Source organism: Streptomyces sp. NPDC059695, from assembly GCF_042733785.1.
In the GTDB taxonomy this organism is placed as follows: Bacteria; Actinomycetota; Actinomycetes; order Streptomycetales; family Streptomycetaceae; genus Streptomyces.
Map to the genome: position 1 here is coordinate 469,957 of NZ_JBHWFF010000001.1, position 25,599 is coordinate 495,555.

21 protein-coding genes are annotated in these 25,599 nt (G+C 73.7%); 9 read left to right on the plus strand and 12 right to left on the minus strand.

Annotated features, from left to right (window positions below; all coding sequences use genetic code 11):
- Positions 1–108 precede the first annotated feature (108 nt).
- Entirely contained in the window at positions 109–924 is an 816-nt protein-coding gene (locus ACFV2S_RS02055) for a pentapeptide repeat-containing protein (RefSeq protein WP_385553343.1), read from the plus strand.
- Positions 925–940: 16 nt separating this feature from the next.
- Here the strand turns inward: ACFV2S_RS02055 and ACFV2S_RS02060 are convergent, their stop codons facing one another.
- Entirely contained in the window at positions 941–1,945 is a 1,005-nt protein-coding gene (locus ACFV2S_RS02060) for a zinc-dependent alcohol dehydrogenase family protein (protein ID WP_385553345.1), read from the minus strand.
- Positions 1,946–2,095: 150 nt separating this feature from the next.
- Here ACFV2S_RS02060 and ACFV2S_RS02065 point away from each other — a divergent pair, with 150 nt between their 5' ends.
- Positions 2,096–2,437 carry an ArsR/SmtB family transcription factor gene (locus ACFV2S_RS02065; RefSeq protein WP_385553347.1) on the plus strand — a complete coding sequence of 114 codons (342 nt, stop codon included), beginning with the start codon at positions 2,096–2,098 and terminating at the stop codon, positions 2,435–2,437.
- A 3-nt stretch (positions 2,438–2,440) separates the two neighbouring features.
- Here the strand turns inward: ACFV2S_RS02065 and ACFV2S_RS02070 are convergent, their stop codons facing one another.
- Positions 2,441–3,217 (minus strand): GNAT family N-acetyltransferase, encoded by a 777-nt coding sequence (locus tag ACFV2S_RS02070; RefSeq protein WP_385553349.1) that lies wholly within the window; start codon positions 3,215–3,217, stop codon positions 2,441–2,443.
- Positions 3,218–3,419: 202 nt separating this feature from the next.
- On the opposite strand from ACFV2S_RS02070, the gene paaK reads away from it, so the two are divergent.
- Both paaK and ACFV2S_RS02080 read left to right on the plus strand, forming a co-directional pair.
- Complete coding sequence (gene paaK, locus ACFV2S_RS02075; protein ID WP_385553351.1) at positions 3,420–4,706, plus strand: phenylacetate--CoA ligase PaaK; 1,287 nt, start codon at positions 3,420–3,422, stop codon at positions 4,704–4,706.
- Between the two features lie 23 nt (positions 4,707–4,729).
- Complete coding sequence (locus tag ACFV2S_RS02080; RefSeq protein WP_385553353.1) at positions 4,730–5,110, plus strand: VOC family protein; 381 nt, start codon at positions 4,730–4,732, stop codon at positions 5,108–5,110.
- Between the two features lie 55 nt (positions 5,111–5,165).
- Here ACFV2S_RS02080 and ACFV2S_RS02085 read toward each other — a convergent pair whose 3' ends face one another.
- Positions 5,166–6,674: a fatty acyl-CoA synthetase gene (locus ACFV2S_RS02085; RefSeq protein WP_385553355.1), complete on the minus strand. Its 1,509-nt coding sequence runs from the start codon at positions 6,672–6,674 to the stop codon at positions 5,166–5,168.
- Between the two features lie 157 nt (positions 6,675–6,831).
- Here ACFV2S_RS02085 and ACFV2S_RS02090 point away from each other — a divergent pair, with 157 nt between their 5' ends.
- Positions 6,832–9,231, plus strand: coding sequence for a penicillin acylase family protein (locus ACFV2S_RS02090; protein WP_385553357.1), 2,400 nt, complete (start codon positions 6,832–6,834; stop codon positions 9,229–9,231).
- Between the two features lie 9 nt (positions 9,232–9,240).
- Here ACFV2S_RS02090 and ACFV2S_RS02095 read toward each other — a convergent pair whose 3' ends face one another.
- Positions 9,241–10,338 (minus strand): calcium:proton antiporter, encoded by a 1,098-nt coding sequence (locus ACFV2S_RS02095; protein WP_383794176.1) that lies wholly within the window; start codon positions 10,336–10,338, stop codon positions 9,241–9,243.
- Between the two features lie 52 nt (positions 10,339–10,390).
- Positions 10,391–10,795 (minus strand): MarR family winged helix-turn-helix transcriptional regulator, encoded by a 405-nt coding sequence (locus ACFV2S_RS02100; RefSeq protein ID WP_383794192.1) that lies wholly within the window; start codon positions 10,793–10,795, stop codon positions 10,391–10,393.
- Positions 10,796–10,945: 150 nt separating this feature from the next.
- Between ACFV2S_RS02100 and ACFV2S_RS02105 the strand changes: the two genes are divergently transcribed.
- Positions 10,946–11,812, plus strand: a complete 867-nt coding sequence (locus ACFV2S_RS02105) for a nitroreductase/quinone reductase family protein (protein WP_385553359.1) — start codon at positions 10,946–10,948, stop codon at positions 11,810–11,812.
- 198 nt (positions 11,813–12,010) lie between these two features.
- On the opposite strand, the gene ACFV2S_RS02110 is transcribed toward ACFV2S_RS02105, so the two are convergent.
- Together ACFV2S_RS02110 and ACFV2S_RS02115 are read right to left on the minus strand one after the other, a co-directional pair.
- Positions 12,011–13,561: an acyl-CoA synthetase gene (locus tag ACFV2S_RS02110; RefSeq protein ID WP_385553361.1), complete on the minus strand. Its 1,551-nt coding sequence runs from the start codon at positions 13,559–13,561 to the stop codon at positions 12,011–12,013.
- Positions 13,558–14,670 (minus strand): NAD(P)H-dependent flavin oxidoreductase, encoded by a 1,113-nt coding sequence (locus ACFV2S_RS02115; protein WP_385553363.1) that lies wholly within the window; start codon positions 14,668–14,670, stop codon positions 13,558–13,560. The genes ACFV2S_RS02110 and ACFV2S_RS02115 overlap by 4 nt, the downstream gene beginning before the upstream one ends.
- A 117-nt stretch (positions 14,671–14,787) precedes the next feature.
- On the opposite strand from ACFV2S_RS02115, the gene ACFV2S_RS02120 reads away from it, so the two are divergent.
- Both ACFV2S_RS02120 and ACFV2S_RS02125 read left to right on the plus strand, forming a co-directional pair.
- Positions 14,788–16,608, plus strand: coding sequence for a serine hydrolase (locus ACFV2S_RS02120; protein WP_385553365.1), 1,821 nt, complete (start codon positions 14,788–14,790; stop codon positions 16,606–16,608).
- A 258-nt stretch (positions 16,609–16,866) separates the two neighbouring features.
- The gene (locus ACFV2S_RS02125; RefSeq protein WP_385553367.1) at positions 16,867–18,861 is read left to right on the plus strand and encodes an exo-alpha-sialidase; all 1,995 of its coding nucleotides are present in this window, start codon (positions 16,867–16,869) and stop codon (positions 18,859–18,861) included.
- 101 nt (positions 18,862–18,962) lie between these two features.
- On the opposite strand, the gene ACFV2S_RS02130 is transcribed toward ACFV2S_RS02125, so the two are convergent.
- The 5 genes from ACFV2S_RS02130 to ACFV2S_RS02150 form a co-directional block, all read right to left on the minus strand.
- Positions 18,963–19,403: a subtilase-type protease inhibitor gene (locus ACFV2S_RS02130; protein WP_385553369.1), complete on the minus strand. Its 441-nt coding sequence runs from the start codon at positions 19,401–19,403 to the stop codon at positions 18,963–18,965.
- 298 nt (positions 19,404–19,701) lie between these two features.
- Positions 19,702–20,610: a LysR family transcriptional regulator gene (locus ACFV2S_RS02135; protein WP_385553370.1), complete on the minus strand. Its 909-nt coding sequence runs from the start codon at positions 20,608–20,610 to the stop codon at positions 19,702–19,704.
- 63 nt (positions 20,611–20,673) lie between these two features.
- Entirely contained in the window at positions 20,674–21,873 is a 1,200-nt protein-coding gene (locus ACFV2S_RS02140) for a glycine C-acetyltransferase (protein WP_385553372.1), read from the minus strand.
- Between the two features lie 3 nt (positions 21,874–21,876).
- Positions 21,877–22,911 carry an L-threonine 3-dehydrogenase gene (tdh, locus tag ACFV2S_RS02145; RefSeq protein ID WP_385553374.1) on the minus strand — a complete coding sequence of 345 codons (1,035 nt, stop codon included), beginning with the start codon at positions 22,909–22,911 and terminating at the stop codon, positions 21,877–21,879.
- A 276-nt stretch (positions 22,912–23,187) separates the two neighbouring features.
- The gene (locus ACFV2S_RS02150) at positions 23,188–24,744 is read right to left on the minus strand and encodes a phytoene desaturase family protein (protein ID WP_385553376.1); all 1,557 of its coding nucleotides are present in this window, start codon (positions 24,742–24,744) and stop codon (positions 23,188–23,190) included.
- Between the two features lie 63 nt (positions 24,745–24,807).
- On the opposite strand from ACFV2S_RS02150, the gene ACFV2S_RS02155 reads away from it, so the two are divergent.
- A complete protein-coding gene (locus ACFV2S_RS02155; RefSeq protein ID WP_385553378.1) occupies positions 24,808–25,470 on the plus strand; it encodes a M15 family metallopeptidase in 663 nt (220 codons plus the stop codon).
- Positions 25,471–25,599: the final 129 nt, after the last annotated feature.

Consider the following 25,599-nt stretch of genomic DNA (forward strand, 5'->3'; position numbering starts at 1 on the left):
TCACCGGAGCCGGTGGATCACCGCAACGGGTTTCGCCGCGGGCGGGACGAGGACGGCGTCGCGATACGGTGGAGGACCGTCCCCCGCACCACGAAGGACCGTTCCACCGTGCCCGACACCCGGGATTCCGCCCTCCGCGGCGACTGCGCCAGCTGCTTCGGCCTGTGCTGTGTGGCACTGCCCTTCGCCAGGTCGGCCGACTTCGCCGTGGACAAGTCCTCGGGCGACCCCTGCCGGAACCTCCAGGAGGACTTCCGGTGCGGGATCCACACCCGTCTGCGGCCCAGCGGCTTCCAGGGCTGCACGGTGTACGACTGCTTCGGCGCCGGCCAGCGGGTCTCCCAGGTGACCTTCGGCGGGGTGTCCTGGCGCGAGGCCCCGGACACGGCCCGGCAGATGTACGAGGTGTTCCCGGTGGTGCGCCAGCTGCACGAGCTGCTGCGCTACCTCACGGAGGCCCTGGCCCTCGGGACGGCCCGCCCGGTGCACGACGGGCTGCGGGCCGCGCTGGCCCGTGTCGAGGAGCTCGCCGGGGGGACGCCGGAGGCCCTGGAGAAGCTGGACGTGGGCGCGGTGCGCGCCGAGGTCAACCCGCTGCTCCTCAGGACGAGCGAGCTGGTCCGCGCCACGGCCGGCGGGCGGCCGAAGAGCCGGCGCGGGGCCGACCTGATCGGCAGGCGGCTGCGCGGGGCGAAGCTGCGGGGCACCGACCTGCGCGGGGCGCTGCTCATCGCCGCCGACCTGACGGGGGCCGACCTCACGCTCGCGGACCTGATCGGCGCCGACCTGCGCGACGCCGATCTGTCGGGCGCGGACCTCACGGGGGCCCTCTTCCTGACGCAGCCGCAGCTGAACGCGGCGCGGGGGGACGCGGCGACCCGTCTCCCGGAGGGCTTCGACCGCCCGGCGCACTGGGCGGCCTGACGCCCCTCCCGTGCCTTCAGTGGGGCACGGTCACGACGATCTTGCCGACCTGGTGGCCGGCCTCCATGGCGCGGTGCGCGTCGACGATCCCGTCGAGCGGGAAGGTGCGGTCGACGGCCGCCCCGAAGAACCCGGTGCGCAGGCCGGACTCGACGAAGGCGCGGGCCCTGCGCAGCCGCTCGGGGTCCCGGGTGGTCTCGAGCATCGTGTAGGTGCGGAGGGACACGGCGGGCATCCCGAGGTCGAAGCCGGGGTACGGGGTGGGCAGTCCGCTCACGGCTCCGTAGAGCAGCACGGTGCCGCCGGGGGCGACGGACCTGACGAGGTCGCCGACGCCGGGTCCCGCGACCCCGTCGAAGGCGAGGTCGGCGCCGCGCCCGCCGGTGAGGTCCCGTATGCGCGCGGCGACGTCCTCCTCCTCGGTGACGATCACCTCGGCCGCGCCCGCCCGGAGCAGGGCGTCCCTCTTGGCCCGGGTGCGGGTGGTGGCGAGGGGGGTGGCGCCGATCCGGTGGGCGGTCCTGAGGGCGGCGAGGCCGACGCTGCTGGAGGCGCCGGTCAGCACGACGGTGTCCCCGGCACGCAGCCCGCCGACCTCGACGAGGCCGCCGTAGGCCGTGACGTACGGCATCCACACGGCGGCGCCCTCGACGGGGCCGAGGCCTTCGGGCCGGGGCACGAGGGAGGAGGCGGGGACGAGCGCGCGCTCGGCGTAGACGCCGTGGTCGTTCATGGAGAAGGAGGGCACGACGCTGACCGCCTGCCCGGCGGCGAACCCGGTCACCCCGTCCCCCACGGCCTCCACGACGCCGGCGGCCTCCAGGCCGATCCGCGCGGGCAGGCTCCGGGCCCGCTCGATGTAGTGGCCGGCGCGGAAGAGCGCCTCGGCGCGGTTGAGGCCGATCGCCTCCACCCGGAGGAGGACCTCGCCGGGGCCCGGCTCGCCGACCTCCACGTCTTCGAGGCGGAGCACCTCCGGACCGCCGTACTCGTGGAACCGCACCGTCCTGGCCTTGCTCATCGGGCTTCCCCTCCCCGCTCGGTGACGGCGACGCGCGGACCGCCGCGCCGCCGTGCCCCAGCCAAGCGTAAGGTTCGACCACTGTCAAACTTCGACCATCATGAAACTTTGACAGGTGTCGTACGATGCGTCCCGGAGGTCGACACGACGATGACAGCAGCGGCACGCACCAGCCGGCGGGACCGCGTCCCGCCCCACCCCGAGATGGACGAGATCGGCCTGCAGCAGGTCCTGGAGGCCCTGGTCGACCCGGTCAGGCGCCGGATCGTGGCCGAGCTGTACGCGGCGGGCGAGGACCTGGCCTGCGGGACGATCGAGCTTCCGGTCAGCAAGTCCACGGCGACCCACCACTTCCACGTCCTGCGCGAGGCCGGCCTGATCCGCCAGCACTACGCCGGCACCTCCCGCATGAACGCCCTGCGCCGCGAGGAGTTCGAGGAGCGCTTCCCGGGCCTCCTCCGGGCCGTGGTGGACGCGCACGAGCGGAGGTAGGGATCAGATCCCGTACACGTACGGCGTCGTGGTCGACAGCGTGAGGAAGCCGAGGCGCCGGAGGATGGGGCGGCTGGTGTCCGCCGCGTCGACCTGGACGTAGCGGTGGCCCCGTTCCGCCGCGATGCGGGCGCGGTGGGACACGAGCGCGCGGTAGAGGCCCCGGCCGCGCCAGCCCTCGACGGTGCCGCCGCCCCAGAGGCCCGCGAAGTCCGTCCCGGGACAGAGCTCCATGCGCGCGGCGCTGACGGGTGCGCCGTCGGCGAGGGCGACGACGGCGGTGACCGTGCCGGGGTCGGCGGCGAGCCGGTCCAGGAGCTGCCGGCCGATGTGGGAGCTGTCGGTGCCGAAGGCCCGCTCGTGGACCTCGACGACCTGGCGGACCCCCGCCTCGTCGGTGACCGGGCGGAGCTCGACCCCCTCGGGGAGCGGCACCTCCGGGGGCAGGGCGGCGGCCTCGGCGACCATCAGGGTCTCGGGGTCCTCGGGCGTGAAGCCCGCCGCGCGGAGCCGGCCGCCGAGGTCGGCGGGGGTGTCGTGCGCGTACAGCTTCCACTCGAAGGAGACGCCGGCGGCGCGGTAGTGGGCGATCTGCGCGGCGATGGCGGCGTCGGCGCCGGGCCCGTCGAGGCCGGACCACAGCACGCCGTTCCACGCGTGCGCGGGGCCGGTCTGGCGGACGACGGCGCCGACGCGCTCGACGCGGCAGCCGGGCCCGTCGGGCCGGGCCTCGCGGCGCAGCTGGAGGTCGTACAGGTCACGCAGGTGCCGAGGTTCCATGGCGGCCACTCCAGCACCGCGCCCGGCTCCGGGCAACGGGATTTGCGCGGGCGGCGCCCGCCCCGCCGTCCGGGACGGCCCACCGGCGGAGAAAGTCGCTCCCACCCCCTTGCCAACCCCCCGGTACCTCCGGTTTTACTGAGCCGGGAACGGATCAACCGAATGATCGGTCGTCCGTTTTACGACGGCGGAGGAGCGGCGCATGACGGAACTGCTGGACAGCGGCGAACGGCTCGGGCGCGAGGAGCTCGCGGCCCTCCAGCTGGAACGGCTGCGCGCGACCCTGCGCCACGCGTACGAGAACGTGGCGTTCTACCGGAGCTCCTTCGACGCGGCCGGGCTGACCCCGGACGACTGCCGTTCGCTCGCGGACCTGGCCAGGTTCCCCTTCACCGCCAAGGCCGACCTGCGCGACCACTACCCCTTCGGGATGTTCGCCGTCGAGCAGTCCCGGATCCGGCGCGTCCACGCCTCCAGCGGCACCACCGGCCGTCCGACCGTCGTGGGCTACACCGAGGCCGACCTGGACATGTGGGCCGACGTGGTGGCCCGCTCCCTGCGCGCCGCCGGCGCGCGCCCCGGGCACAAGGTCCATGTGGCGTACGGATACGGCCTGTTCACCGGGGGACTCGGCGCCCACTACGGCGCGGAGCGCCTCGGGTGCACGGTGATCCCGGCGTCCGGCGGCATGACGGCCCGACAGGTGCAGCTCATCCAGGACTTCCGCCCCGAGATCATCATGGTGACCCCCTCGTACATGCTGACGCTGCTCGACGAGTTCGAACGGCAGGGCGTGGACCCGCGGTCGACCTCCCTGCGGGTGGGCGTCTTCGGCGCGGAGCCGTGGACGGAGGAGATGCGGCGGGAGATCGAGGAGCGGTTCGCGATCGACGCGGTCGACATCTACGGCCTGTCGGAGGTCATCGGCCCCGGTGTGGCTCAGGAGTGCGTGGAGACCAAGGACGGGCTGCACATCTGGGAGGACCACTTCTACCCGGAGATCGTGGATCCGTTCACCGGTGAGGTGCTGCCCGACGGGGAGGAGGGCGAACTCGTCTTCACCTCGCTCACCAAGGAGGCCATGCCGGTGATCCGCTACCGGACCCGTGACCTCACCCGGCTCCTGCCGGGGACCGCGCGGGTGTTCCGCCGGATGGAGAAGGTGACCGGGCGCAGCGACGACATGATCATCCTGCGCGGGGTGAACCTCTTCCCCACCCAGATCGAGGAGATCGTGCTCCGCACCCCGGGGGTGGCCCCGCACTTCCAGTTGCGGCTGACCCGGGAGGGCCGGCTCGACGCCCTCACCGTGCGGGCCGAGGCCCGTCCGGACGCGACGCCGGAGGAGCGCGCGGAGGCGGCGCGGGCCGTCGCCGCGGCGGTGAAGGACGGCGTCGGGGTCTCGGTCGGCGTGGAGGTGGTCGACCCCGGGACGCTGGAGCGCTCGGTGGGCAAGATCAGGCGGATCGTGGACCTGAGGGGCGCGTAGCCTGGAGGGAGGAGGTGGTTGCGATGCTGTCGGACTCCCCCATAGCCGCGATCATTCCGGTCAGTGACCTGGACCGGGCCAAGCGCTTCTACTCGGAGACCCTGGGACTTCCCCTCACGAGGGAGACGCCCGAGGACACCCGGTACGAGTGCGGTGGCACGACGATCGGCCTCTACGAGACGCCCTACGGCGGCCAGGCCGGTCACACGCTGGCGAGCTGGAAGGTCGACGACCTCGACGGCGAGATGAAGGAGCTGCGCTCCAAGGGCGTCACCTTCGAGGAGTACGACCTGCCCGAGATCAAGACCGTCGACGGCGTGGCCGAGTCGGACACGATGAGGGGCGCCTGGTTCAAGGACAGCGAGGGCAACATTCTCTGTGTGGTGGAGGAGCGCAAGGGCTGACGCGACCGCCGCGCCCGTCACGCGGCACGGCCGTGCCGCGTGACGGGCGGGCGGATCACGGGGCGCCGAAGCGGTCCCTCAGCTCCCGCTTGAGGATCTTGCCGCTGGCGTTGCGGGGAAGCGCGTCCACCAGGAAGACGCGCTTCGGCGCCGTGAAGCGGGCGAGCTTCTCCCGGGCGTGGTCGAGGAGTTCGGCCTCGGTGACCTCCCCGCGCGGGACGACGACGGCCGTGACCGCCTCGATCCAGCGCTCGTCCGGGAGACCGACGACGGCGACCTCGGCGACGCCGGGGTGGGTGTAGAGCGCGTCCTCGACCTGCCGCGAGGCGACGAGCACGCCGCCGGAGTTGATGACGTCCTTCACCCGGTCGACGACGGTCAGGAAGCCCTCGGCGTCGCGGACCGCGAGGTCCCCCGAGTGGAACCAGCCGCCCCGGAAGGCCGCCTTCGTCTCGTCGGGCTTGCCCCAGTAGCCCTCGCACAGCTGGGGGGAGCGGTAGACGATCTCGCCCGGGGTTCCGTCGGGGACGTCCTCGCCGTCCTCGCCGACGACGCGGGCCTCGACGTGCCGCACGGGGCGGCCGCAGGAGTCCATCCGGCCCTCGTGCTCGTCGGGGCCGAGGACAGTGGCGAGGGGGCCGATCTCCGACTGGCCGAAGCAGTTGTAGAAGGCGAGCTCGGGCAGCCGTGCCCGCAGCCGCTCCAGGACGGGCACGGGCATGATCGAGGCCCCGTAGTAGGCCTTGCGCAGCGCGGAGAGATCGCGGGCGGCGAACCCGGGGTGGTTGGCGAGGCCGATCCAGACGGTGGGCGGGGCGAAGAGGCTGTCGGCGCGCCCCGCCTCGATCAGGTCGAACAGGACGTCCGGGTCGGGACCGTCGACGATCGTGTTCTCGGCGCCGACGGCGAGGTAGGGCAGCAGGAAGACGTGCATCTGGGCCGAGTGGTAGAGCGGCAGCGCGTGCACCGGCCGGTCGTCCTCGCTCAGGTCGAGCGCCTCGATCGCGCTCGCGTACTCGTGGGCGAGGGCGAGGTGGGTCATCATCGCGCCCTTGGGGAGGGCGGTGGTGCCCGAGGTGTAGAGCAGCTGGGCGAGGTCGCGGGCGTCGCGGTCGGTGAGGTGCTCCTCGGGCTCGGCGAGCGCGTCGAGCAGTGAACCGGGCGCGTCCCGCAGCGCCTTGACCGCGAAGCCCTGCGGGATCCGGTCGGCGAGCGCGGGGTCCGCGAGCACGAGCGCGGTCTCCGACTGCTCCAGGACGTACGCGAGGTCGTCGCCGGTCAGGTGGTGGTTGACGGGCACGTGGATCAGGCCGGCCCGGGCGCAGGCGAGGAACGCGACGAGGTAGGCGTCGGAGTTGTGGCCGTACGTGGCGACCCGTGCGTGCTCCGGCAGGCCGAGGCCGTGGTGCGGCTCCCGCAGGACGGCGGCGGCGGTGGAGACGGCCGCGTCCAGCTCCGCGTACGTCCAGCTCCGCTCGGCGTAGCGGACGGCGATCCGGTCCGGCACGCGCCGGGCGCTCGCGCGCAGGTGTCCGTCGACGGTGCGGCTGAGGAGTCGGTCCATGGGAGTGATCCTCGGCGGGGAGCGGGCGGGAGGTCAAGTACCGCGCGGTGCGCCGCACATGCCGGGACCTCGGATACCGAACGGGATGTTGACAAGGGGGCGCGCGACTGCGTGCATGGTCCGACCCGCAGTGCGCATCGTCCCGTTGGGAGGCACCTTGCACCTCCGTACCCGTCTGAAACGTCTCGCGCTCACCGGCGCTGCCCTCGCCGTCGTCACGGCCTCGCTGCCCGGCGCGGCGGCCGCCGACCCCGGCGGCGGGGAACGCCACCCGTCCGACCGGGGCCTGTCGGCCGTCATCCGCTACACCGAGTACGGCATTCCGCACATCGTGGCCCGGGACTACGCGAACCTCGGTTTCGGCACGGGCTGGGCCCAGGCCGCCGACCAGGTCTGTGTGCTCGCCGACGGCTTCCTGACCGTGAACGGCGAACGCTCCCGGTACTTCGGGCCGGACGGCGCCCCCGACGGCTCGCTGTCCTCCGCCACGACGAACCTCTCCAGCGACCTGTACTTCCGGGGCGTCAAGGACGCGGGCACCGTCGAGGAGCTGCTCCGGACCCCGGCCCCGGCCGGGCCGAGCCGGGACCTCAAGGAGCTGATGCGGGGCTGGGCGGCCGGCTACAACGCATGGCTGCGGAAGAACCGCGTCACCGATCCGGCCTGCGCGCACGCCGACTGGGTCCGCCCGGTGACGGCGCTCGACGTGGCCCGGCGCGGCTTCGCCGTCTCCGTGCTCGGCGGACAGGGCAGGGCGGTGGACGGCATCACGGCCGCCCGGCCGCCGGCCGCCTCCCCGGTCGCGCGCAGGGGCGCCGTGCCGGAGACACCCGACCCGGCCCGTACGGCCGAGGCGGCACGCGAGCTGTTCGCTCCCGAGAACGCCACGATGGGCTCCAACGCCGTCGCGTTCTCCGGGAGCACGACGGCGAACGGCCGCGGTCTGCTCCTCGGGAACCCGCACTACCCCTGGCAGGGCGGGCGGCGGTTCTGGCAGTCGCAGCAGACCATCCCCGGCGAGCTGAACGTCTCCGGCGCCTCGCTCCTCGGCACCCCCGTCGTGAACATCGGCTTCAACGACAAGGTGGCGTGGAGCCACACCGTCGCCACCGGCGTCCCGGTCAACCTGCACCAGCTGGCCCTGGTGCCGGGCGACCCGACCGCGTACCTGGTGGACGGGAGGCCCGAGCGGATGACCCCGCGCGAGGTGACCGTCGGGACCAAGGACGGCTCCCCCGTCACCCGTACCCAGTGGTGGACCCGGTACGGACCGGTCGTCGGCGGCCTCGGGGCGCAGCTGCCGCTGCCGTGGACCACGAGCGCGGCGTACGCCCTGAACGACCCCAACGCAGCGAACCTGCGCGGCTCGGACACCGCCCTCGGATTCGCCAGGGCCCGGTCCGTGCGGGACGTCGCCGACGCGCTGAGGCGCACCCAGGGGCTGCCCTGGGTGAACACGGTCGCGGCGGACTCGGCGGGGCACTCGCTCTTCACCCAGTCCCAGGTGCTCCCCCGGATCACCGACGAGCTCGCCGCGCGCTGCTCGACCCCGCTCGGCCGGGCGACCTACCCCGCTTCGGGCGTCGCCGTGCTCGACGGCTCGCGGTCGGACTGCGCGCCCGGCTCCGACCCGGACGCGGTGCAGCCGGGCGTGTTCGGTCCGGCGCGGATGCCGGTCCTGCGGGACGCCCCGTACGTCGAGAACTCCAACGACAGCGCCTGGCTGGCCAACGCCGACCGGCCGCTGACCGGGTACGAGCGGATCTTCGGCACGGTCGCCACGCCGCGCTCGCTGCGCACCCGGGGCGGGGTCGAGGACGTGGCGGCGATGGCGGAGCGGGGCCGGCTGACGGTGGCCGACCTCCAGCGCCAGCAGTTCGCGAACCGGGCGCCGGCCGGTGACCTGGTGGCGGCGGACGCCGCGAGGGCCTGCGCGTCGGCGCTGCCGGAGGACCCGGAGGTCTGCCGGGTCATCGGCGCCTGGGACCGGACGGTGAACACCGACAGCCGGGGCGCGCTGCTCTTCGACCGGTTCTGGCGGAGGTTCACCGGCACGGTGAAGCCGGCCGACCAGTGGAAGGTGCCGTTCTCGGCGGACGACCCGGTCCGCACGCCGCACACCCTGAACACCGGCCTCCCCGAGTTCGCGAAGGCCCTCGCGGACGCGGCGGCGGAGCTGCGTGCGGCGGGCATCGCGCTGGACGCGCCGCTCGGCGCCCACCAGTTCGTCGTACGGAACGGGGAGCGGATCCCCGTGAGCGGCGGGACCGAGGCGCTGGGCGTCTGGAACAAGGCCGAGCCCGTGTGGAACGCGGCGGGCGGCGGCTACGTGGAGGTCGCGCACGGGACCAGCCACGTGCAGGCGGTGGGCTGGGACGGGAGCCGGTGTCCGGTGGCCCGCACCCTGCTGTCGTACTCCCAGTCCTCGAACCCGGCGTCGCCGCACTACAGCGACCAGACGCGGCTGTACGCGGACGAGCGCTGGGTGACCTCCCGGTTCTGCGAGAAGGACATCCTGCGCTCGCCCGCGCTGAGGGTGGTGGTCGTCAGGGACTGAACCCCGGCCTCAGGGGCTGAACGACAGGAACACGAAGGCGGCGAAGATCGCGAGATGGACGCCGCCCTGGAGGAGGTTGGCCCGTCCGGGCACCACGGTCAGGGCGCTCACCACACCGGTGAGGACGAGCAGGACCATGTGGAGCGGCCCCAGACCGAGCACCAGGGGCCCGGACAGCCAGATCGAGGCGAGCGCGATCGCCGGGATCGTCAGGCCGATGCTGGCGATCGCGGAGCCGTAGGCGAGGTTGAGGCTGGTCTGCATGCGGTCCCTGCGGGCCGCGCGGACGGCGGCGAGGGTCTCGGGGAGCAGCACCATCAGGGCGATCACGACACCGACGACCGCCTTGGGCAGGCCCGCCGACTGCACGCCGTCCTCGATGGTGGGCGAGATCAGCTTGGCGTTGCCGACGACGGCGACGAGGGCGAGGAGGAGCAGCCCGAGGCTGGTCAGGGTCTCGCGCTTGCCCGGCGGGTCGGCGTGGTCGTCCTCCGACTCCTGCCCCGGGCGCTCCACGGGGAGGAAGTAGTCGCGGTGCCGGACGGTCTGGACGGCGACGAACACGGCGTACAGACCGAGCGAGGCGACGGCGGCGAAGGCGAGCTGGGCGGAGGAGAACTCCGGGCCCGGGTGGCTCGTGGTGAAGGTGGGCAGGACGAGCGTCATCGTCGCGAGGGTGCAGACGGTGGCGAGCGCGCCGCCGGAGCCCTCGGCGTTGAAGACGGCGGTGCGGTTGCGCAGGGCGGCGACGAGCAGGGAGATGCCGACGATGCCGTTGCAGGTGATCATGACGGCGGCGAAGACGGTGTCACGGGCGTAGGTCGCGGTCTTCTCGCCGCCGCCCGCCATCAGGGAGACGATGAGTCCGACCTCGATGACGGTGACGGCCACGGCGAGGACGAGCGAGCCGTAGGGTTCGCCGACCCGGTGGGCGATCACCTCCGCGTGGTGGACGGCCGCGAGGACGGCGGCGATCAGGCAGAGCGCGATGAGGCCGACGGCGAAGCCCGGGAGGTCGCGGCCCCAGGCCGCGCCGAGCGCAAGCGCCGCCACCACCGGCCCCCAGGTGGTCCACTGTCGTGCCATTGACGCCGTGCTCGAACTCATGATCCGCATCCTGCCACATAGGGGCTTTCGCCCGTTTCGTTCGTCGTCTCGTTCATTCGTCCTGCTCGGCGAGACCGTGCTCGTACGCGGCGAGGGTCTCGACGAACATCCTTCGTTCGGCCGGGCCGAGGGGTGCGAGCGCCGCGCGCCAGGCGCCGGCGCTGCGGCCCAGCCAGCCGTCGATGGCCGGGCGGTGGGCCTCCGCGATGGAGACGATCTTCCGCCGCCGGTCGGCGGGGTCCTCGGTCCGCTCCAGGACTCCCTTCTTGGCGAGGTCGCCGACCATCAGGCTCACGGTGGTCGGGGCGACCTCCAGGCGCGCCGCGAGCTCGTTGACGCCGAGCGGCCCGTCGAAGAGCAGATAGGCGAGGAGGGAGAGGTGCCTCGGCGCGAGGGTGAGCGAGTGGAGCTCGTCGGGGATCCTGATCCGTTTGACGCGCCCGACCATCCGGGGCATGAGCAGCAGCAGGGTCCGGACGGCGTCGTCGACGTCCGGCCCTTCGCCACGCCCGCCCTCGTGTGCGGTTGACACCCTGCACCCTCCGATTTAGCTTTGCTTTCAAAGCAAATAGATCTGTCGTGGTCGATGCTACCGAAGGGCACCGTCATGTCCGATTTCAATCAGCGGGTCATCGAGGAGTTCCGGGCCGACGGAGGGCGCGTGGGCGGGATGTTCGAGGGCGTCTCCCTGCTCCTCCTCACCACGACCGGCGCCCGCGGCGGACGGCCCCACACCACCCCGGCGGTGTGCGTACGCGACGGGGCGCGGCTCCTGGTCTTCGCGTCGAACGCCGGCGGCCCGCGGCATCCCGCCTGGTTCCACAACCTCCGCGCCGACCCGCACGTCACCGTCGAGCTCGGCACCCCCGAAGGGACCGTCGAACGCTTCGCGGCGCGCGCGGTGGTGACGGAGGGCGAGGAGCGGGACCGGCTGTACGCGGAACAGAGCGCCCGGGATCCCGCGTTCGCCGCCTACCAGGCCGGCACGGACCGGGTCATCCCCGTCGTCGCCCTGCACCGCGTGGACCTCGCGGACCCGGCGCGGCACCGGGCGATCGCCGCCCACCTGGTCAAGGTCCACGACGAACTCCGCGCCGAACTCGCCGGGCTCCGCGCGGACCTGGCCTCCGCCGGCCCCGGCACGGCCCCGGGCTCGCCGGCGCCGACGCTCGGCCGGGGGCTCGCCCGCCACTGCCTGGCCTTCTGCGGCGCGCTGCACGCCCACCATCACCACGAGGACGGCGTCTTCGACCTCCTGGAAGCGCAGCTCCCGCATCTCGCCGACGCGCTGGAACGGATGCGCGGGGAGCACCGGGTGGTCGCCCGGACGGTCGGCGAGCTGGAGGCCCTGCTGAGTTCCGGCGCGGCCCCGGAGACCCTGCGCGCCGAGGTCGACCGCCTGGCGACGGGCCTGGAGGAGCACTTCGCGTACGAGGAGGCCCAGCTGCTCCCGGCGCTGGCACCGGAGCTCTGACCAGACGGGCCCGTCCTCGCTGCACCGGACGTGCAGGAGGCCCGGCACGCGCCGGCGGGTCCGGGGCCGGGTCCACGACCCCGAGGTTCGTCCGCCGCGCCCCGCCCCGGCGCGCGGGCCGGCCCGGACCGGGTCTCCCGCGCGCGGACGGGACGGAGACGAGCGCTTCTAGAGCGGACGGGACGGAGGCGAGCGCTTCTAGAGCGGACGCTCGCGGCCCTCCCAGTACGGGTCGCGGAGGCGCCGCTTGTAGAGCTTGCCGTTGGGGTCGCGGGGCATGGCCGCGACGAAGTCGACCGACTTCGGGCGCTTGAAGCCCGCGAGGCGGTCGGCGCAGTGGGCCAGGATCTCGGCGGCGAGCGCGGGGCCCGACTCGTGTCCCTCGGCCGCCTCGACGACGGCCTTGACCTCCTCGCCCCAGTCGGCGTGCGGGATGCCGAAGGCGGCGGCGTCCGCGACGGCGGGATGGGCCAGCAGTGCCGACTCGATCTCGGCCGGGTAGATGTTGACCCCGCCGGAGATGATCATGTCGATCTTGCGGTCGCGGAGGAACAGATAGCCGTCCTCGTCGAGGATCCCGAGGTCGCCGACGGTGAAGAAGTCGCCGATGCGGTTCTTCGCGGTCTTCGCCTCGTCCTTGTGGTACTGGAAGCCGCCGGTGTTCATCTTGAGGTAGACCGTGCCGAGTTCGCCGGGCGGCAGCCGCTTCCCGTCGTCGTCGAAGACGGCGAGTTCGCTGATGGGCCAGGCCCGGCCGACCGTCCCCGGCCGCTTGAGCCACTCCTCCGCGGTGGCGAAGGCGCCGCCGCCCTCGCTGGCCGCGTAGTACTCCTCGACGCACCGGCCCCACCAGTCGATCATCGCCCGCTTGACGTGCTCGGGGCAGGGCGCGGCGCCGTGGATCGCGTGCCGCATGGAGGAGACGTCGTACCGCTCGCGCACCTCCGCGGGCAGCGCGAGCAGCCGGTGGAACTGGGTCGGGACCATGTGCGTGTGGGTGCAGTCGTACCGGTCGATCAGCCGCAGCATCTCCTCGGGCGTCCACCGGTCCATGAGGACGAGCGGATGCCCGATGTGCAGGGCTGCCGCCGCGAACTGCAGCACGGCGGTGTGGTAGAGCGGCGAGCAGACCAAATGGACGTTGCCGTCGGCGGGGCGGATGCCGAAGATGCCGAGGAAGCCGCCGAGATGGGTCTCCTCCGGGAGCTTTCCGGGGAGCGGGCGGCGGATGCCCCGGGGCCGGCCGGTGGTGCCGGAGGTGTAGTTCATGACCCAGCCGAGGGTGCGCTCCGCCGGGGCCGCCCCGTCCTGCCCGTCGAGCAAGTCGGCGTACGGGCGGAATCCGGGGACCGTGCCGACGGCGTACCGGTGGGTGGGCGCGAGTCCGGCCTCGTCGGCGGCGAGGGTCACGGCCTCGGCGAACCGCTCGTGGGCGACGAGGACCTTGGCGCCGGAGTCGGCGACGATCCAGGCGATCTCGGGGCCGACGAAGTGGTGGTTGACGGGGACGAGGTAGAAGCCGGCCTGGGTGGCGGCGAGATGGGCGGTGAAGAACTCGGGCCCGTTGGGCAGGACGACGGCGAACGCGTCGCCGCGTTCGAGTCCGGCGGCGCGCAGCCCGTGCACGAGGCGGTTCGCCTCGGCGTGCAGACGGCCGGCGCTCCATTCCTCGCCGTCGGGCGCGACGAGGACCGTGCGGCCGGGGTCCGCGGCCGCCTGGGCCCAGAATCCGGTGGGACCTTGAGTCACGGGGTGCTCCGTCCGGCGATGCGGTTGATGCGGTCGACGGCCTTCTCGAAGCCGCGGGTGAGCTCGTCCACGACCTGCTGGACGCTGCGCTCGGAGTTCATCCGGCCGACGATCTGCCCGACCGGGGTGCCGAGGAGCGGCTCGACCTCGTACCGCTGGATGCGGGAGACGGCCTCGGCGACCAGGAGCCCCTGGAGCGGCATGGGGAGGGGGCCGGGTCCCGCCGGGTCGTCCCAGGCGTCGGTCCACTCGGTGCGGAGCTGGCGGGCGGGCTTGCCGGTCAGGGCGCGGGAGCGGACCGTGTCGCCGGATCCGGCGGCGAGGAGCTTGGCGGTGAGGGCGCGGGAGTGCAGTTCGGCCTCGGTGGTGGTGAGCCAGATCGAGCCGAGCCAGACGCCCTGGGCACCGAGCGCGAGTCCGGCGGCGATCTGCTCGCCGCTGCCGATGCCGCCGGCGGCGAGCACGGGCAGCGGGGAGACGGCGTCGACGACCTCGGGGGTGAGGACCATGGAGGCGATCTCGCCGGTGTGGCCGCCCGCCTCGTACCCCTGGGCGACGACGACGTCGATGCCGGCATCCGCGTGGTGCCGGGCGTGCCGGGCGCTGCCCGCGAGGGCGGCGACGAGGACGCCGTGCTCGTGGGCGCGGTCGACGACGTCGGGCGGCGGTGAGCCGAGGGCGTTGGCGAGGAGTCTGATCGGGTAGTCGAAGGCCACGTCGAGCTGGCTCCGGGCGACCTGCTCCATCCAGCCGGTGATCCGCCAGCCGGAGGCCTCGCCCTCGGCCAGTTCGGGGACTCCGTGCTTGGCGAGGGTGGCGCGGACGAACGCCCGGTGCTCCTCGGGGATCATGGCCTCGATCTCGGCCTCGGTGACGCCTTCGACCGCCTTCTTCGCGGGCATCACGACGTCGAGGCCGTAGGGCAGGCCGTCGGTGTGCTCCTGCATCCAGTCGAGGTCCCGGGCGAGGTCGTCGGGCGCGGTGTAGCGGACCGCTCCGAGGACGCCGAACCCGCCGGCTCTGGTGAGTGCGGCGGCCACCGCGGGGAAGGGGGTGAAGCCGAAGATGGCGTGCTCGATCCCCAGTGTGCGACTCAGCTCCGTCTCCATGGGCGGCAGGATGCCGCAGCGGCGCGGCGGAGGGAAGACCTTTTCTGATGCATCGTCAGATTCTTTGCGGGCGGCACGTCGGCGTTTCACCGCCGCCCCCGGTGGGAGAGGCTGGGCATGGCAGAGGACACGGAACGGCACGGAAGGCCGGGCCGCCGCGCGTTCGGCGGCGGCGTACTGACCCTCGGAGGGGCGCTGATGATCGGTGCGGTGCCGGGGGCGGCGGCCTCCCCGGAGCGGGCGGCGGGGGCGGGCGGCGGCGCGGGGGCGGGGTCCGGCGGTCTCCCCGGTGAGGGTCCTGCGGAGGCGCGGCGGACCACGCTGCGGCGTGGTTCCGCGGAGCGGGCCGGGCTGCTCGCGCCGCAGCTGGACGGCCTGGTCGCGGAGGCCGAGCGCTTCCTCGGGCCCTCCCCCACGCATCCCTGGTACGCGGGCGCCGTCCTCCTCGCCGGTCGGGGCGGGACGGTCGCCCTGCACCGGGCGATCGGCTCGGCCGTGCGGTACGCGGCGTACGACGAGAAGACCGACAGCGGCGTCGAACTGCCGCCGGAGCGCCGGCTCCCCATGACCGGGGAGACGGTCTTCGACCTGGCGTCGGTCTCCAAGCTGTTCACCTCGATCCTTGCGGTGCAGCAGATCGAGCGCGGGGCGCTGGAGCTGGAGGCGAAGGTCACCGCGTACCTTCCGGAGTTCGGCGGCGGGGGGAAGCAGGACGTCACCGTGCGCCAGCTGCTCACCCACACCTCGGGGTTCCGGTCCTGGATCCCGCTCTACCGGGAGCCGACGCGCGAGGGCAAGCTGCGGCTGCTGTGGGCCGAGACCCTGCCGCACCCGCCGGGTTCCGCGTACCTCTACTCCGACCTGAACCTGATCTCGCTCCAGCTGATCCTGGAGGAGATCACCGGTCACGGTCTGGACACCCTGCTCCACGACGAGATCACCGCTCCGCTCGGGATGCACCGCACGCGTTTCAACCCGCCGCCCTCCTGGCGGCCGGAGATCGCCGCGACCGAGGACGCCCGGCCCCCCTGGTCGGGGCTCGACCGGGGCATGGTGTGGGGCGAGGTCCACGACGAGAACGCCCACTCCCTCGGTGGCGTCGCGGGCCACGCCGGGATCTTCTCCCGCGCCTGGGACCTGGCGATCCTCGCCCGCACCCTGCTCAACGGCGGCGCCTACGGCCGCGCCCGCATCCTCTCCCCCGCGTCGGTGGAGCTGATGTTCACCGACTTCAACACCGCCTTCCCCGGCGACGAGCACGGCCTCGGCTTCGAGCTCTACCAGCACTGGTACATGGGCGCCATGGCGACCCCGCGCACGGCCGGTCACACCGGTTTCACCGGCACCAGCCTCGTCCTCGACCCGACGACCGACGCGTTCCTCGTCGTGCTCGGCAACTCCGTGCACCCGGTGCGGTCGTGGCGCTCCGGCTCCGCGCCGCGCGTCGCCATGGCGGACCGGCTGGCCAGGGCCGTGCCCGTACGCCCGGCCCGGGGCCGCACCTCCTGGTTCTCCGGCATGGCGAGCGCCGTCACGGCCACCCTGACGCTCCCTCAGGTGCCGGGTGCCGCCCGCCTGGAGTGCTCCCTGTGGTGGGACACCGAGCCGGGCGCCGACCCGGTCGCCCTGGAGGCCTCGGCCGACGGCGGCGCGACCTGGCGGCCGGTCCCCTTCGCCACCGACGGCAGCACCGGGCATCCGGCGGGCACGGCCGGCGGCTGGTCCGGCCGCGTCTGGCACACGGTGTCCGCGGCGCTGCCCGACCCGCACGCCCGGCTGCGCTGGCGGTACACCACGGACCAGCGGTACGTGGGCCGCGGCGTGTACGTGGACGGGCTGCGGCTCCTCGACGGCGCCGGGCGGCCGCTCTTCGACGAGGCACGGCCGGCGGACGGGGCGCGGATCGAGGCGAACGGATGGTCCAGGAGCGCCGATTGACGCTCCGAACCGAGGAACCGTCGACCGGGCCGCACGTACATGATCACATGAGGTAGCGTCCCCGCCGGGAGATCTCACCGGGGGGACGGGACGAACGCCGAGGCGGCCGTCCGTCGCGTCGCCCGTGCGCGGTGCCCTTCCCGCGCGGGGGCCGCCGCAACCGGCCCGCCGACGAACGCGGCACCACCGCTTCGCGGCCCAGCCGCCCTCGTCCGCCGCCTCCGCCGTCCCTTCCGGTCCCGTGAGAGGTGTCCCTTCATGCCGTCCCCGTCCGAGCGCCGTCCACCGGGCGCTCGCCGCTTCGCGCTGTCCGCATGGCTCGGCGCGCTCTCCCTCGCGGTCCTGGCCGCGGTCGTGCTCGCGGTCGCCCCGCAGGCGCCCGCCGTCGCCTCGGCGGCGGGCGCGACCGCCACGCCGGAGGTCGCGAAGCAGGTGTCCACCACGCCGTTCAAGGCGCGGGACGCCTACTACTGCACCCGCATACCCGCCGTCGTCACCAGCGGGACGGGGGTCCTCCTCGCCTTCGCCGAGGGCCGCACCCGGCTGGACTCGACCGGCTGCCACGACGTCGGCGACAACGACATCGTGCTCAGGAGGTCCCTCGACGGAGGCGCGACCTGGCAGGCCCTCCAGGTCGTCGCCGGCGGCTCCGACGAGCTCGCCCACGGCAACCCCGCGCCGGTCGTGGACGCGGTCACCGGCCGGATCACGCTCCTGTACTCCAGCAGCGACTGGAACCGCGACCCGGCCAAGCCCAGCCGTACGGGGTACGCGCGCACGGTCCACGCCGTCCACAGCACGGACGGCGGCGCGACCTGGTCCGCGAGCGTGCCGCAGCCGCAGCTGAAGGCCGCCGGCTGGGGCTGGGTCTCCACCGGACCCGGCCACGGCATCCAGCTCGCCCGCGGGCCGCACCACGGCCGTCTGGTCGTGGCCGGCGACCACACGGCCGGCGGTGACACCACCGCCGGCGGCCAGCTGTACGTCAGCGACGACGGCGGCCTCACCTGGTCGCTCGGCGCCACGTCCGAGGTGAGCAAGTCCGGGGCCTACCCGGCGGAGCTGACGGTCGCCGAGACCGTCGACGGAAACGTCCACGTCAACGCCCGCAACTCCGCGCCCACGCACTGCACCACCAACGAGCACCGTCTGGAGGCCGTCAGCACCGACGGCGGCGGCACCTTCGCCGCAGCCTTCACCCCGGTGGCCAACCTGGACACCTCCCCGGTGTTCGGCTCGCTGCTGCGGCTGCACGCCGTGGACCAGGACGGCAAGCCGAACCGGCTGCTGTACTCGGGTGCCTCGCGCCTCGGCGCGAGCGCGCTGGAGGACCGGCGCGAGCTGGCCGTCCGCTCCTCGTACGACGAGGGGAAGAGCTGGAAGACCGTCGGCACCCTGGTCTCGGCGGCCCGCACCGGCTACTCCGATCTGACGGTGCTGCCGAACGGTTCCGTCGGCATCGCGTACGAGACCGCCGGCAACATCCCGCACGGCAACGTCGTCTTCGCCGCCTTCACCGAGCAGTCCCTGCAGACCGCCGAGACGGAGCTGCGCCGCCCGCGCACCTCCGACACGCGCGTCAAGGCTCCCGGCGAGGCCGGGAACCACGCCGTCGTCCACGGCGGCGCGCAGCTGGGCACCCGTCTCGGCGGGTCCGCCATGGAGTTCGACGGCCAGGACGACTACCTGCGCCTCGTCTGCTCGCCGTCCCTGCGGGTCGAGGACAAGGACTTCACGGTCACGGCCTGGTTCAGGCACTCCGCCACGACGGGCACGCTGCCGATCGTCTGGGCGTACGGCATGACGGGCCGGCACTTCTCGGTCCGGGCCGAACCCGGGACGGCCGGCGTCCTGCGGGCCACCGCCGGCACCGACATCGGCACCACCGAGGTGACGCTCCCGTCCTCGTACAACGACGGCGCGTGGCACCACGTCGTGTTCACCCGCCAGGGCCTCGTCCTCCGCCTCGCCGTGGACGGGGGCCCCGCGGCCACCGCGGCCATGCCGGCGGGGAACTCGGCGGCGCAGCGGAACCTCACCCCGGCCGGCGAGTTCAACATCCACATCGGCGCCCGGCCGGACTTCCCCAACCAGCCGCCGGGGGTGGCGCAGCTCTTCCGCGGCACCCTGGACGACGTGCGTCTCTTCGACACCGCGCTGACCGACGCCGAGGCGGCCGAGGTGAAGGCGGGCTCCCTGGCGGTGAGGACCGAGGCGGAGAAGCTCCGCCTCGGCTTCTCCACCATCTGGTAGCCGGTCCCGGCGGGCGGGACGGCCGGTGCCCGGGCGGGCACCGGCCGTCCTCTCCGGGAGCCGTGCCGCCGGGGGACGGCACGGCTCCGCGTCCCGCGCCGTCAGAAGGCGAGGGCCGCCACCGAGGCCGTACGGGCGTGCTGAACGCAGGCGTTGGCGTACGTCTCGGACCAGGACACCCGGCGGCCCTGCCAGACGCCGTCGCCGGTCACCGTCACCGGCGCCCACTCGCGCGTACAGGGCCGGCCGTCCGACCGGACCGTCAGGGCGCCCAGGTCTCCGCCGGTCGCGGCCAGTTCGGCGCAGGCGGACGCGGCGCCGGGGTGGGTGCCACCGGGGGTGGGGGCGCAGCTCAGGGTGACGGCGCGGACGACCCGGGCCGTGTCGGGGCTGTCGCCCTGGCCGAGGGTGAGGACGAGCGCCGACGGCGGGTAGAGGCCCTCGGGAGCGGCCTCAGCGGTGCCGATGAGGGCCGTGCCGATGAGGGCGAGGCCGGTGGCGGCGGCGAGCGCGGTGGCGCCGAGGGTACGGACGTGACGCACGGGGGTGTCCCTTCGCGTGGTTTCAGGAGTGCGAGCCGATCGGCTGCGGAGGGGAGTCTTGTCGACGCGCAGAGTGATCGCACATCCGTCCGCGCTTTCCGGCCGTTCCCGTGCGGCAGGCCCGACCGATTGGTCGTTCGGGAAGCTGGGAGGGGGTGCGGGCCTCCTCCGGGCGGCGCCCCGCGGACGGCCGCCCGGGGGCCGTACAAGCTTGCACAACCGCCTCACCTGCGACGATCCGAAACATGTTCGACATGCAAGCAAGTGAACGGGAGCAGGGTCGTCCGGAAGTCTGCCGTCAGCCCCGGGGCACGGCCGCGTCGCCGAGGGCCCCGAGGACGGGACGGATCAGAGGGTGGTCCTCCGCGCCGCGCCGGACGGCGGCGAAGACCCGGCGGGTCGGGGCGACGCCCTCGATCGGGCGGACCTCCACACCCGAGAGGTCCATCCCGCGCAGGGCCGAACGCGGCACGAGCGCCACGCCCGCGGACGCCGCCGCGAGGGCGACGACGGCGCGGAAGTCGTCGGAGGAGTGCTCCGGGTTCAGGGTGAAGCCCGCGTACTCGCAGGCGAGGACGGTCACGTCGTGACAGGGGTTTCCCGCGGACTGGCCGATCCAGGCGTCCTTCGCCAGGTCGCCCAGCGCGACCCGCTCGCCCGTGGCCAGCGGATGACCGGGCGGCAGCACCGCGTCGAACGGCTCGGCGTAGAGCGGGACGCGGGTGAGCCGGGGGTCGTCCTCGCCCGGTGCGCCGCGGTACTCGACCGCGACGGCCATGTCCACCTGCCGGTCGAGGACCATGAGCAGGCTCTCGTCGCCCTCGGCGTCCCGGACCCGGACCCGGATGCCGGGCGCGGTGCGGGCGAGGGCCGTGATGGCGGGGGCCACCACGAGCCCGATGCCGGTGGCGAACGCGGCCACCGTGACCGTACCGGCGTCCCCCGAGCCGTACGCGGCGAGCTCGGCCTCGGCGCGCTCCAGCTGGGCCAGGACGGCGTTGGCGTGGCTGAGCAGGATCTCCCCGGCCGGGGTGAGGCGCGCACCGCGCGCGCTGCGGTCCACGAGCCGGTGGCCGGTCTCCTGCTCCAGGGCGGCGAGCTGCTGCGAGACGGCGGAGGGGGTCAGATACAGCGCGGCGGCCGCCGCCGTGACCGTGCGGTGGTCGGCCACCGCACGGAGGATGTGCAACCGCCGCGCTTCGATCATGCCCCCAGTGTCTCAGCCCGCGGACCCGTGCCGGATCCGCAGGTCAGGACCCTGGGAGGTGCTTCAGCCGCGGAGGGCGGCGCGGGCGTCGACGAAGGCGTCCACGGCCCGGTTCACGTCCTCCGTGGAGTGGGCCGCGGAGAGCTGGACGCGGATGCGGGCCTGGCCCTGCGGCACGACCGGGTACGAGAAGCCGATCACGTACACCCCGCGCTCCAGGAGCAGCTCGGCCATCCGGCCGGCCACGGCGGCGTCGCCGATCATGACGGGGGCGATGGCGTGGTCGCCGGGGAGGATGTCGAAGCCCTCCTCGGTCATGCGGGAGCGGAACAGCGCCGTGTTGGCGTTGAGGCGCTCGCGCAGGTCGCCGGCGGACTCCAGGAGGTCGAGGACCTTCAGGGAGGCGGCGGCGATGACCGGGGCGAGGGTGTTCGAGAAGAGGTACGGGCGGGAGCGCTGGCGCAGCAGGGCCACGATCTCGGCGCGGGCCGCGACGTAGCCGCCGGAGGCGCCGCCGAGGGCCTTGCCGAGGGTGCCGGTGATGATGTCGACGCGGTCCATGACGCCGTGCAGCTCGGGGGTGCCGCGGCCGCCGGGGCCGACGAAGCCGACCGCGTGCGAGTCGTCGACCATGACCATGGCGTCGTAGCGCTCGGCCAGGTCGCAGATCTCGTCGAGCGGGGCGACGTACCCGTCCATGGAGAAGACGCCGTCGGTGACGATCAGCTTGCGCCGGGCGCCGCCGTCCGTGGCCTCCTTGAGCTGCTGCTCCAGGTCGGCCATGTCGCGGTTGGCGTAGCGGAAGCGGCGGGCCTTGGAGAGGCGGATGCCGTCGATGATCGAGGCGTGGTTGAGGGCGTCGGAGATGACGGCGTCCTCGGGGCCGAGGATCGTCTCGAAGACGCCGCCGTTCGCGTCGAAGCAGGAGGAGTAGAGGATCGTGTCCTCCTGGCCCAGGAAGGAGGAGAGGCGGGCCTCCAGCTCCTTGTGCACCTCCTGCGTGCCGCAGATGAAGCGGACGGACGCCATGCCGTAGCCCCAGCGGTCCAGCGCCTCGTGGGCGGCGGCGATGATCTCGGGGTTGTCGGCGAGGCCCAGGTAGTTGTTGGCGCAGAAGTTGAGCACCTCGCCGGGGCGGCCGCCCGAGGTGACCTCGACGGTCGCGGACTGGGGGGTGCCGATGACCCGCTCGGGCTTGTGCAGTCCGGCCTGCTCGATCTCTTCGAGGGTGGCGCGGACGGAGTCGCGTACGGAATCGAACATGGGTCAGGCTCCCGTGGTCCAGTCGAGGATGATCTTGCCGCTCTTGCCGGAGGCCGCGTCGTCGAAGGCGGCGTCGAAGTCGCGGTAGTCGTAGCGGCCGGTGATGACCGGGTTCAGGTCGAGGCCGCCCTCCAGGAGGACCGACATCGCGTACCAGGTCTCGAACATCTCGCGGCCGTAGATGCCCTTGATCGTGATCATGGAGGTGACGATCTTCGCCCAGTCGACGGCGAAGTCCTCGGCGGGCAGGCCGAGCATGGCGATCTTGCCGCCGTGGGTCATGTTGGCGATCATGTCGCGCATCGCGTGGGCGTTGCCGGACATCTCCAGGCCGACGTCGAAGCCCTCCTTGAGCCCGAGGGTGCGCTGGCCGTCGGCGATGGTGTGCTCGGCGACGTTGAGGGCGAGCGAGACGCCCGTCTTGCGCGCCAGGGCGAGGCGCTCCTCGCTGACGTCGGTGATGACGACGTTGCGGGCGCCGGCGTGCTTCGCGACGGCGGCGGCCATGATGCCGATGGGTCCGGCGCCGGTGACGAGGACGTCCTCGCCGACGAGCGGGAACGACAGCGCCGTGTGCACGGCGTTGCCGAACGGGTCGAAGATCGCGGCGACGTCCAGGTCGACGGGGACGCGGTGCACCCACACGTTGGAGGCGGGCAGCGCCACGTACTCCGCGAAGGCGCCGTCCCGGCCGACGCCGAGGCCGACGGTGGCGCGGCAGAGGTGGCGGCGGCCGGCCAGACAGTTGCGGCACTTGCCGCAGACGAGGTGGCCCTCGCCGCTGACCAGGTCTCCGACCTCGATGTCGGCGACGTCACGGCCGACGGAGACGACCTCGCCGACGAACTCGTGGCCGATCGTCAGGGGCGTGGCGATCGTCTTCTGCGCCCAGCCGTCCCAGGAGCGGATGTGCAGGTCGGTCCCGCAGATTCCGGTCCGCTTGACCTTGATGAGGACGTCTCCGGGGCCTGTCTCCGGCTCGGGCACATCCGTGAGCCAGAGTCCCGGCTCCGCCTTCAGCTTGACCAGCGCCTTCAATGCAACGGCTCCCGACGTGCGTGTCCTGTGATGTGGGGGTGCGGGCACGGCTGCGCGCCCAAGATCCCTGGAAGAGAATCTTCCGTATGGAAGGCCCGCGGTCCATCGAGGATTTCTTAAGCGCGCTCGCAGATCAGCTTCACACCCCTCTCGGGGAGGGGGCGACGCCGACGGGGCCGAACGGATGTGCGCCCGGTCGGGTTCGGGCCGCTACCTCCCCGGCACCGCCGTCGACCCGGCCGGCCACCTCCCCGGCACCGCCGTCGACACCGCCGGCTACCTCCCCAGCGCCGCCATCGCCGCGTTGTGGCCGGGGATGCCGCTGACTCCCCCGCCCCGGACCGCGCCCGCCCCGCACAGCAGCAGATTGGCGTGCCGGGTCTCGACGCCCCAGCGGCCGGTGCCCTCCTGCGCGTACGGGAAGGAGAGGTCGCGGTGGAAGATGTGGCCGCCGGGCAGCCGCAGGTCGCGTTCGAGGTCGAGCGGGGTCTTCGCCTCGATGCAGGGGCGGCCCTCCGCGTCGAGGGCGAGGCAGTCGGCGATCGGCTCGTCCAGGTGCGCGTCGAGCTCTGCGAGGGTCGCCGCGAAGAGCCTCGCGCGCGTGCCCTCGTTGTCGGCGGCGAAGAGCCGGGCGGGAGTGTGCAGGCCGAACAGGGTGAGCGTCTGGTGGCCCGTGGCGGCGAGCTCCGGGCCGAGGATCGTCGGGTCGGTGAGGGAGTGGCAGTAGATCTCGGACGGCGGGGCGCCGGGCAGGCGCCCCGCGGCGGCCTCGGCGTGCGCGGTGGCCAGCTGCCCGTACCCCTCGGCGATGTGGAAGGTGCCGGCGAAGGCCTCGCGCGGGTCGACGGAGCGGTCGCGGAGCCGCGGCAGCCGGGTCAGCAGCATGTTGACCTTGAGCTGGGCGCCCTCCGGGGCGGGCGGCGGCGTCTCGCCGAGGAGTGCGGCGAGCTCCTGCGGGGAGGCGTTGACGAGGACCTGGCCGGCCTCGACGGTGCCCTCGCCGTCGGCGGTGCGGTACGTGAGCGCGGCGCGCTGTCCGTCGGTCTCGATCCGGGTGACCTCGTGCCCCGTGAGGATGCGGGCCCCGGCGGTCCTGGCCGCGTCGGCGAGGGCGTCGGTGAGGGCGCCCATGCCGCCGACGGGCACGTCCCAGTCGCCGGTGCCGCCGCCGATGACGTGGTAGAGGAAGCAGCGGTTCTGCAGGAGCGTGGGGTCGTGGGCGTCGGCGAAGGTGCCGATGAGGGCGTCGGTCAGCACGACGCCCCGGACCAGGTCGTCGGCGAAGGTCTTCTCGACGGTGACGCCGAGGGGCTCCTCGAAGAGCATCCGCCAGGTGTCGGCGTCGTCGACGCGGGCGCGGAGCCCGGCGCGCGTGGGGAGGGGCTCGGTGAGCGTCGGGAAGATCCGGCGGGCGGCCTCGCCGGTGCGGGCGTAGAAGCCCTCCCAGGCCTCGTACGCCCGGTCGGAACCGGTGAGCGCGGCGAAGGAGGCGCGGGTGCGGTCGGCCCCGCCGCCGACGAGGAGGCCGCCGTCGCCCTTCGGGGTGTACGAGGAGATCGACCGCTTCCGCACGGCGAACCGCAGCCCGAGCTCCCGCACGATCTTCCCGGGGAGCAGCGAGACCAGGTACGAGTACCGGGACAGCCGGGCGTCGACCCCGGCGAACGGCCGTGTCGACACGGCCGCCCCGCCGGTGGCGCCGAGCCGCTCCAGGACGAGGACGGAGCGTCCGGCGCGGGCCAGATAGGCGGCGGCGACGAGCCCGTTGTGCCCGCCTCCGACGACGACGGCGTCGTAGGAGCGGGACCCTGCGGAGGCGTGGGGGGCGGTCATGGCTCATGCTCACACGCGCCCGCGTGCCGGGGGAACCCCGCCGTCCTGCGTCATGATCACCGCATGACTGAGATCGTGCTGATGTCGGATCCGAGCGTCGCGGCGATACCCGTGGCCGAGTGCGGTGAACGCCTGGTGGACGTCCGCGGTGCCGGCCCGCTGCTGGTCGACCCGCGCAAGCGGGACGCGGCGGACGCGTTCGCGTACCTGCGGGAGGGAGTCGTCGAGCGGCTCCTCACGGCCCAGGAGCTGCTGCCGGACGGCCTGCGGCTGCTGTTCGTGGAGGGATACCGCCCTCCGTCGCTCCAGCGGGCGTACTTCGAGGAGTACGCCGACCAGCTGCGCGCGCTCCACCCCGAGTGGCCCGGGGAGCGGATCCACGCGGCGGCGAGCCGCTACGTGTCGCCGCCCGAGATCGCCCCGCACAGCGCCGGCGCGGCCGTCGACCTCACCCTGGCCGGAGCCGACGGGCGCGAACTGGGCCTGGGGACGCGGATGAACGCGTCCCCCGAGGAGAGCGGCGGCGCCTGCTACACCCACGCCGACGGCATCGGCGAGGAGGCCCGCGCCCACCGGGAGCTGCTCGGCTCCGTGCTGACGGCGGCGGGCCTGGTGAACTACCCGACCGAGTGGTGGCACTGGTCCTTCGGCGACCGCTACTGGGCCCTGGCGACCGGCGCGGCGACGGCCCCCTACGGCCCGACGGAGCTCACGCCCCGGGGCTGAGGGCCGAGCGCCGGAGTGACGCGGGGCTGAACGCCGGACCGGGGCGGGGCCGGTAAGCGGAGTGACGCCGGGGGGCTCGGCACCGGACCGGGCGGGGGCCGGCCGGTGGTGGTCTCCGGCCCGTCGGCC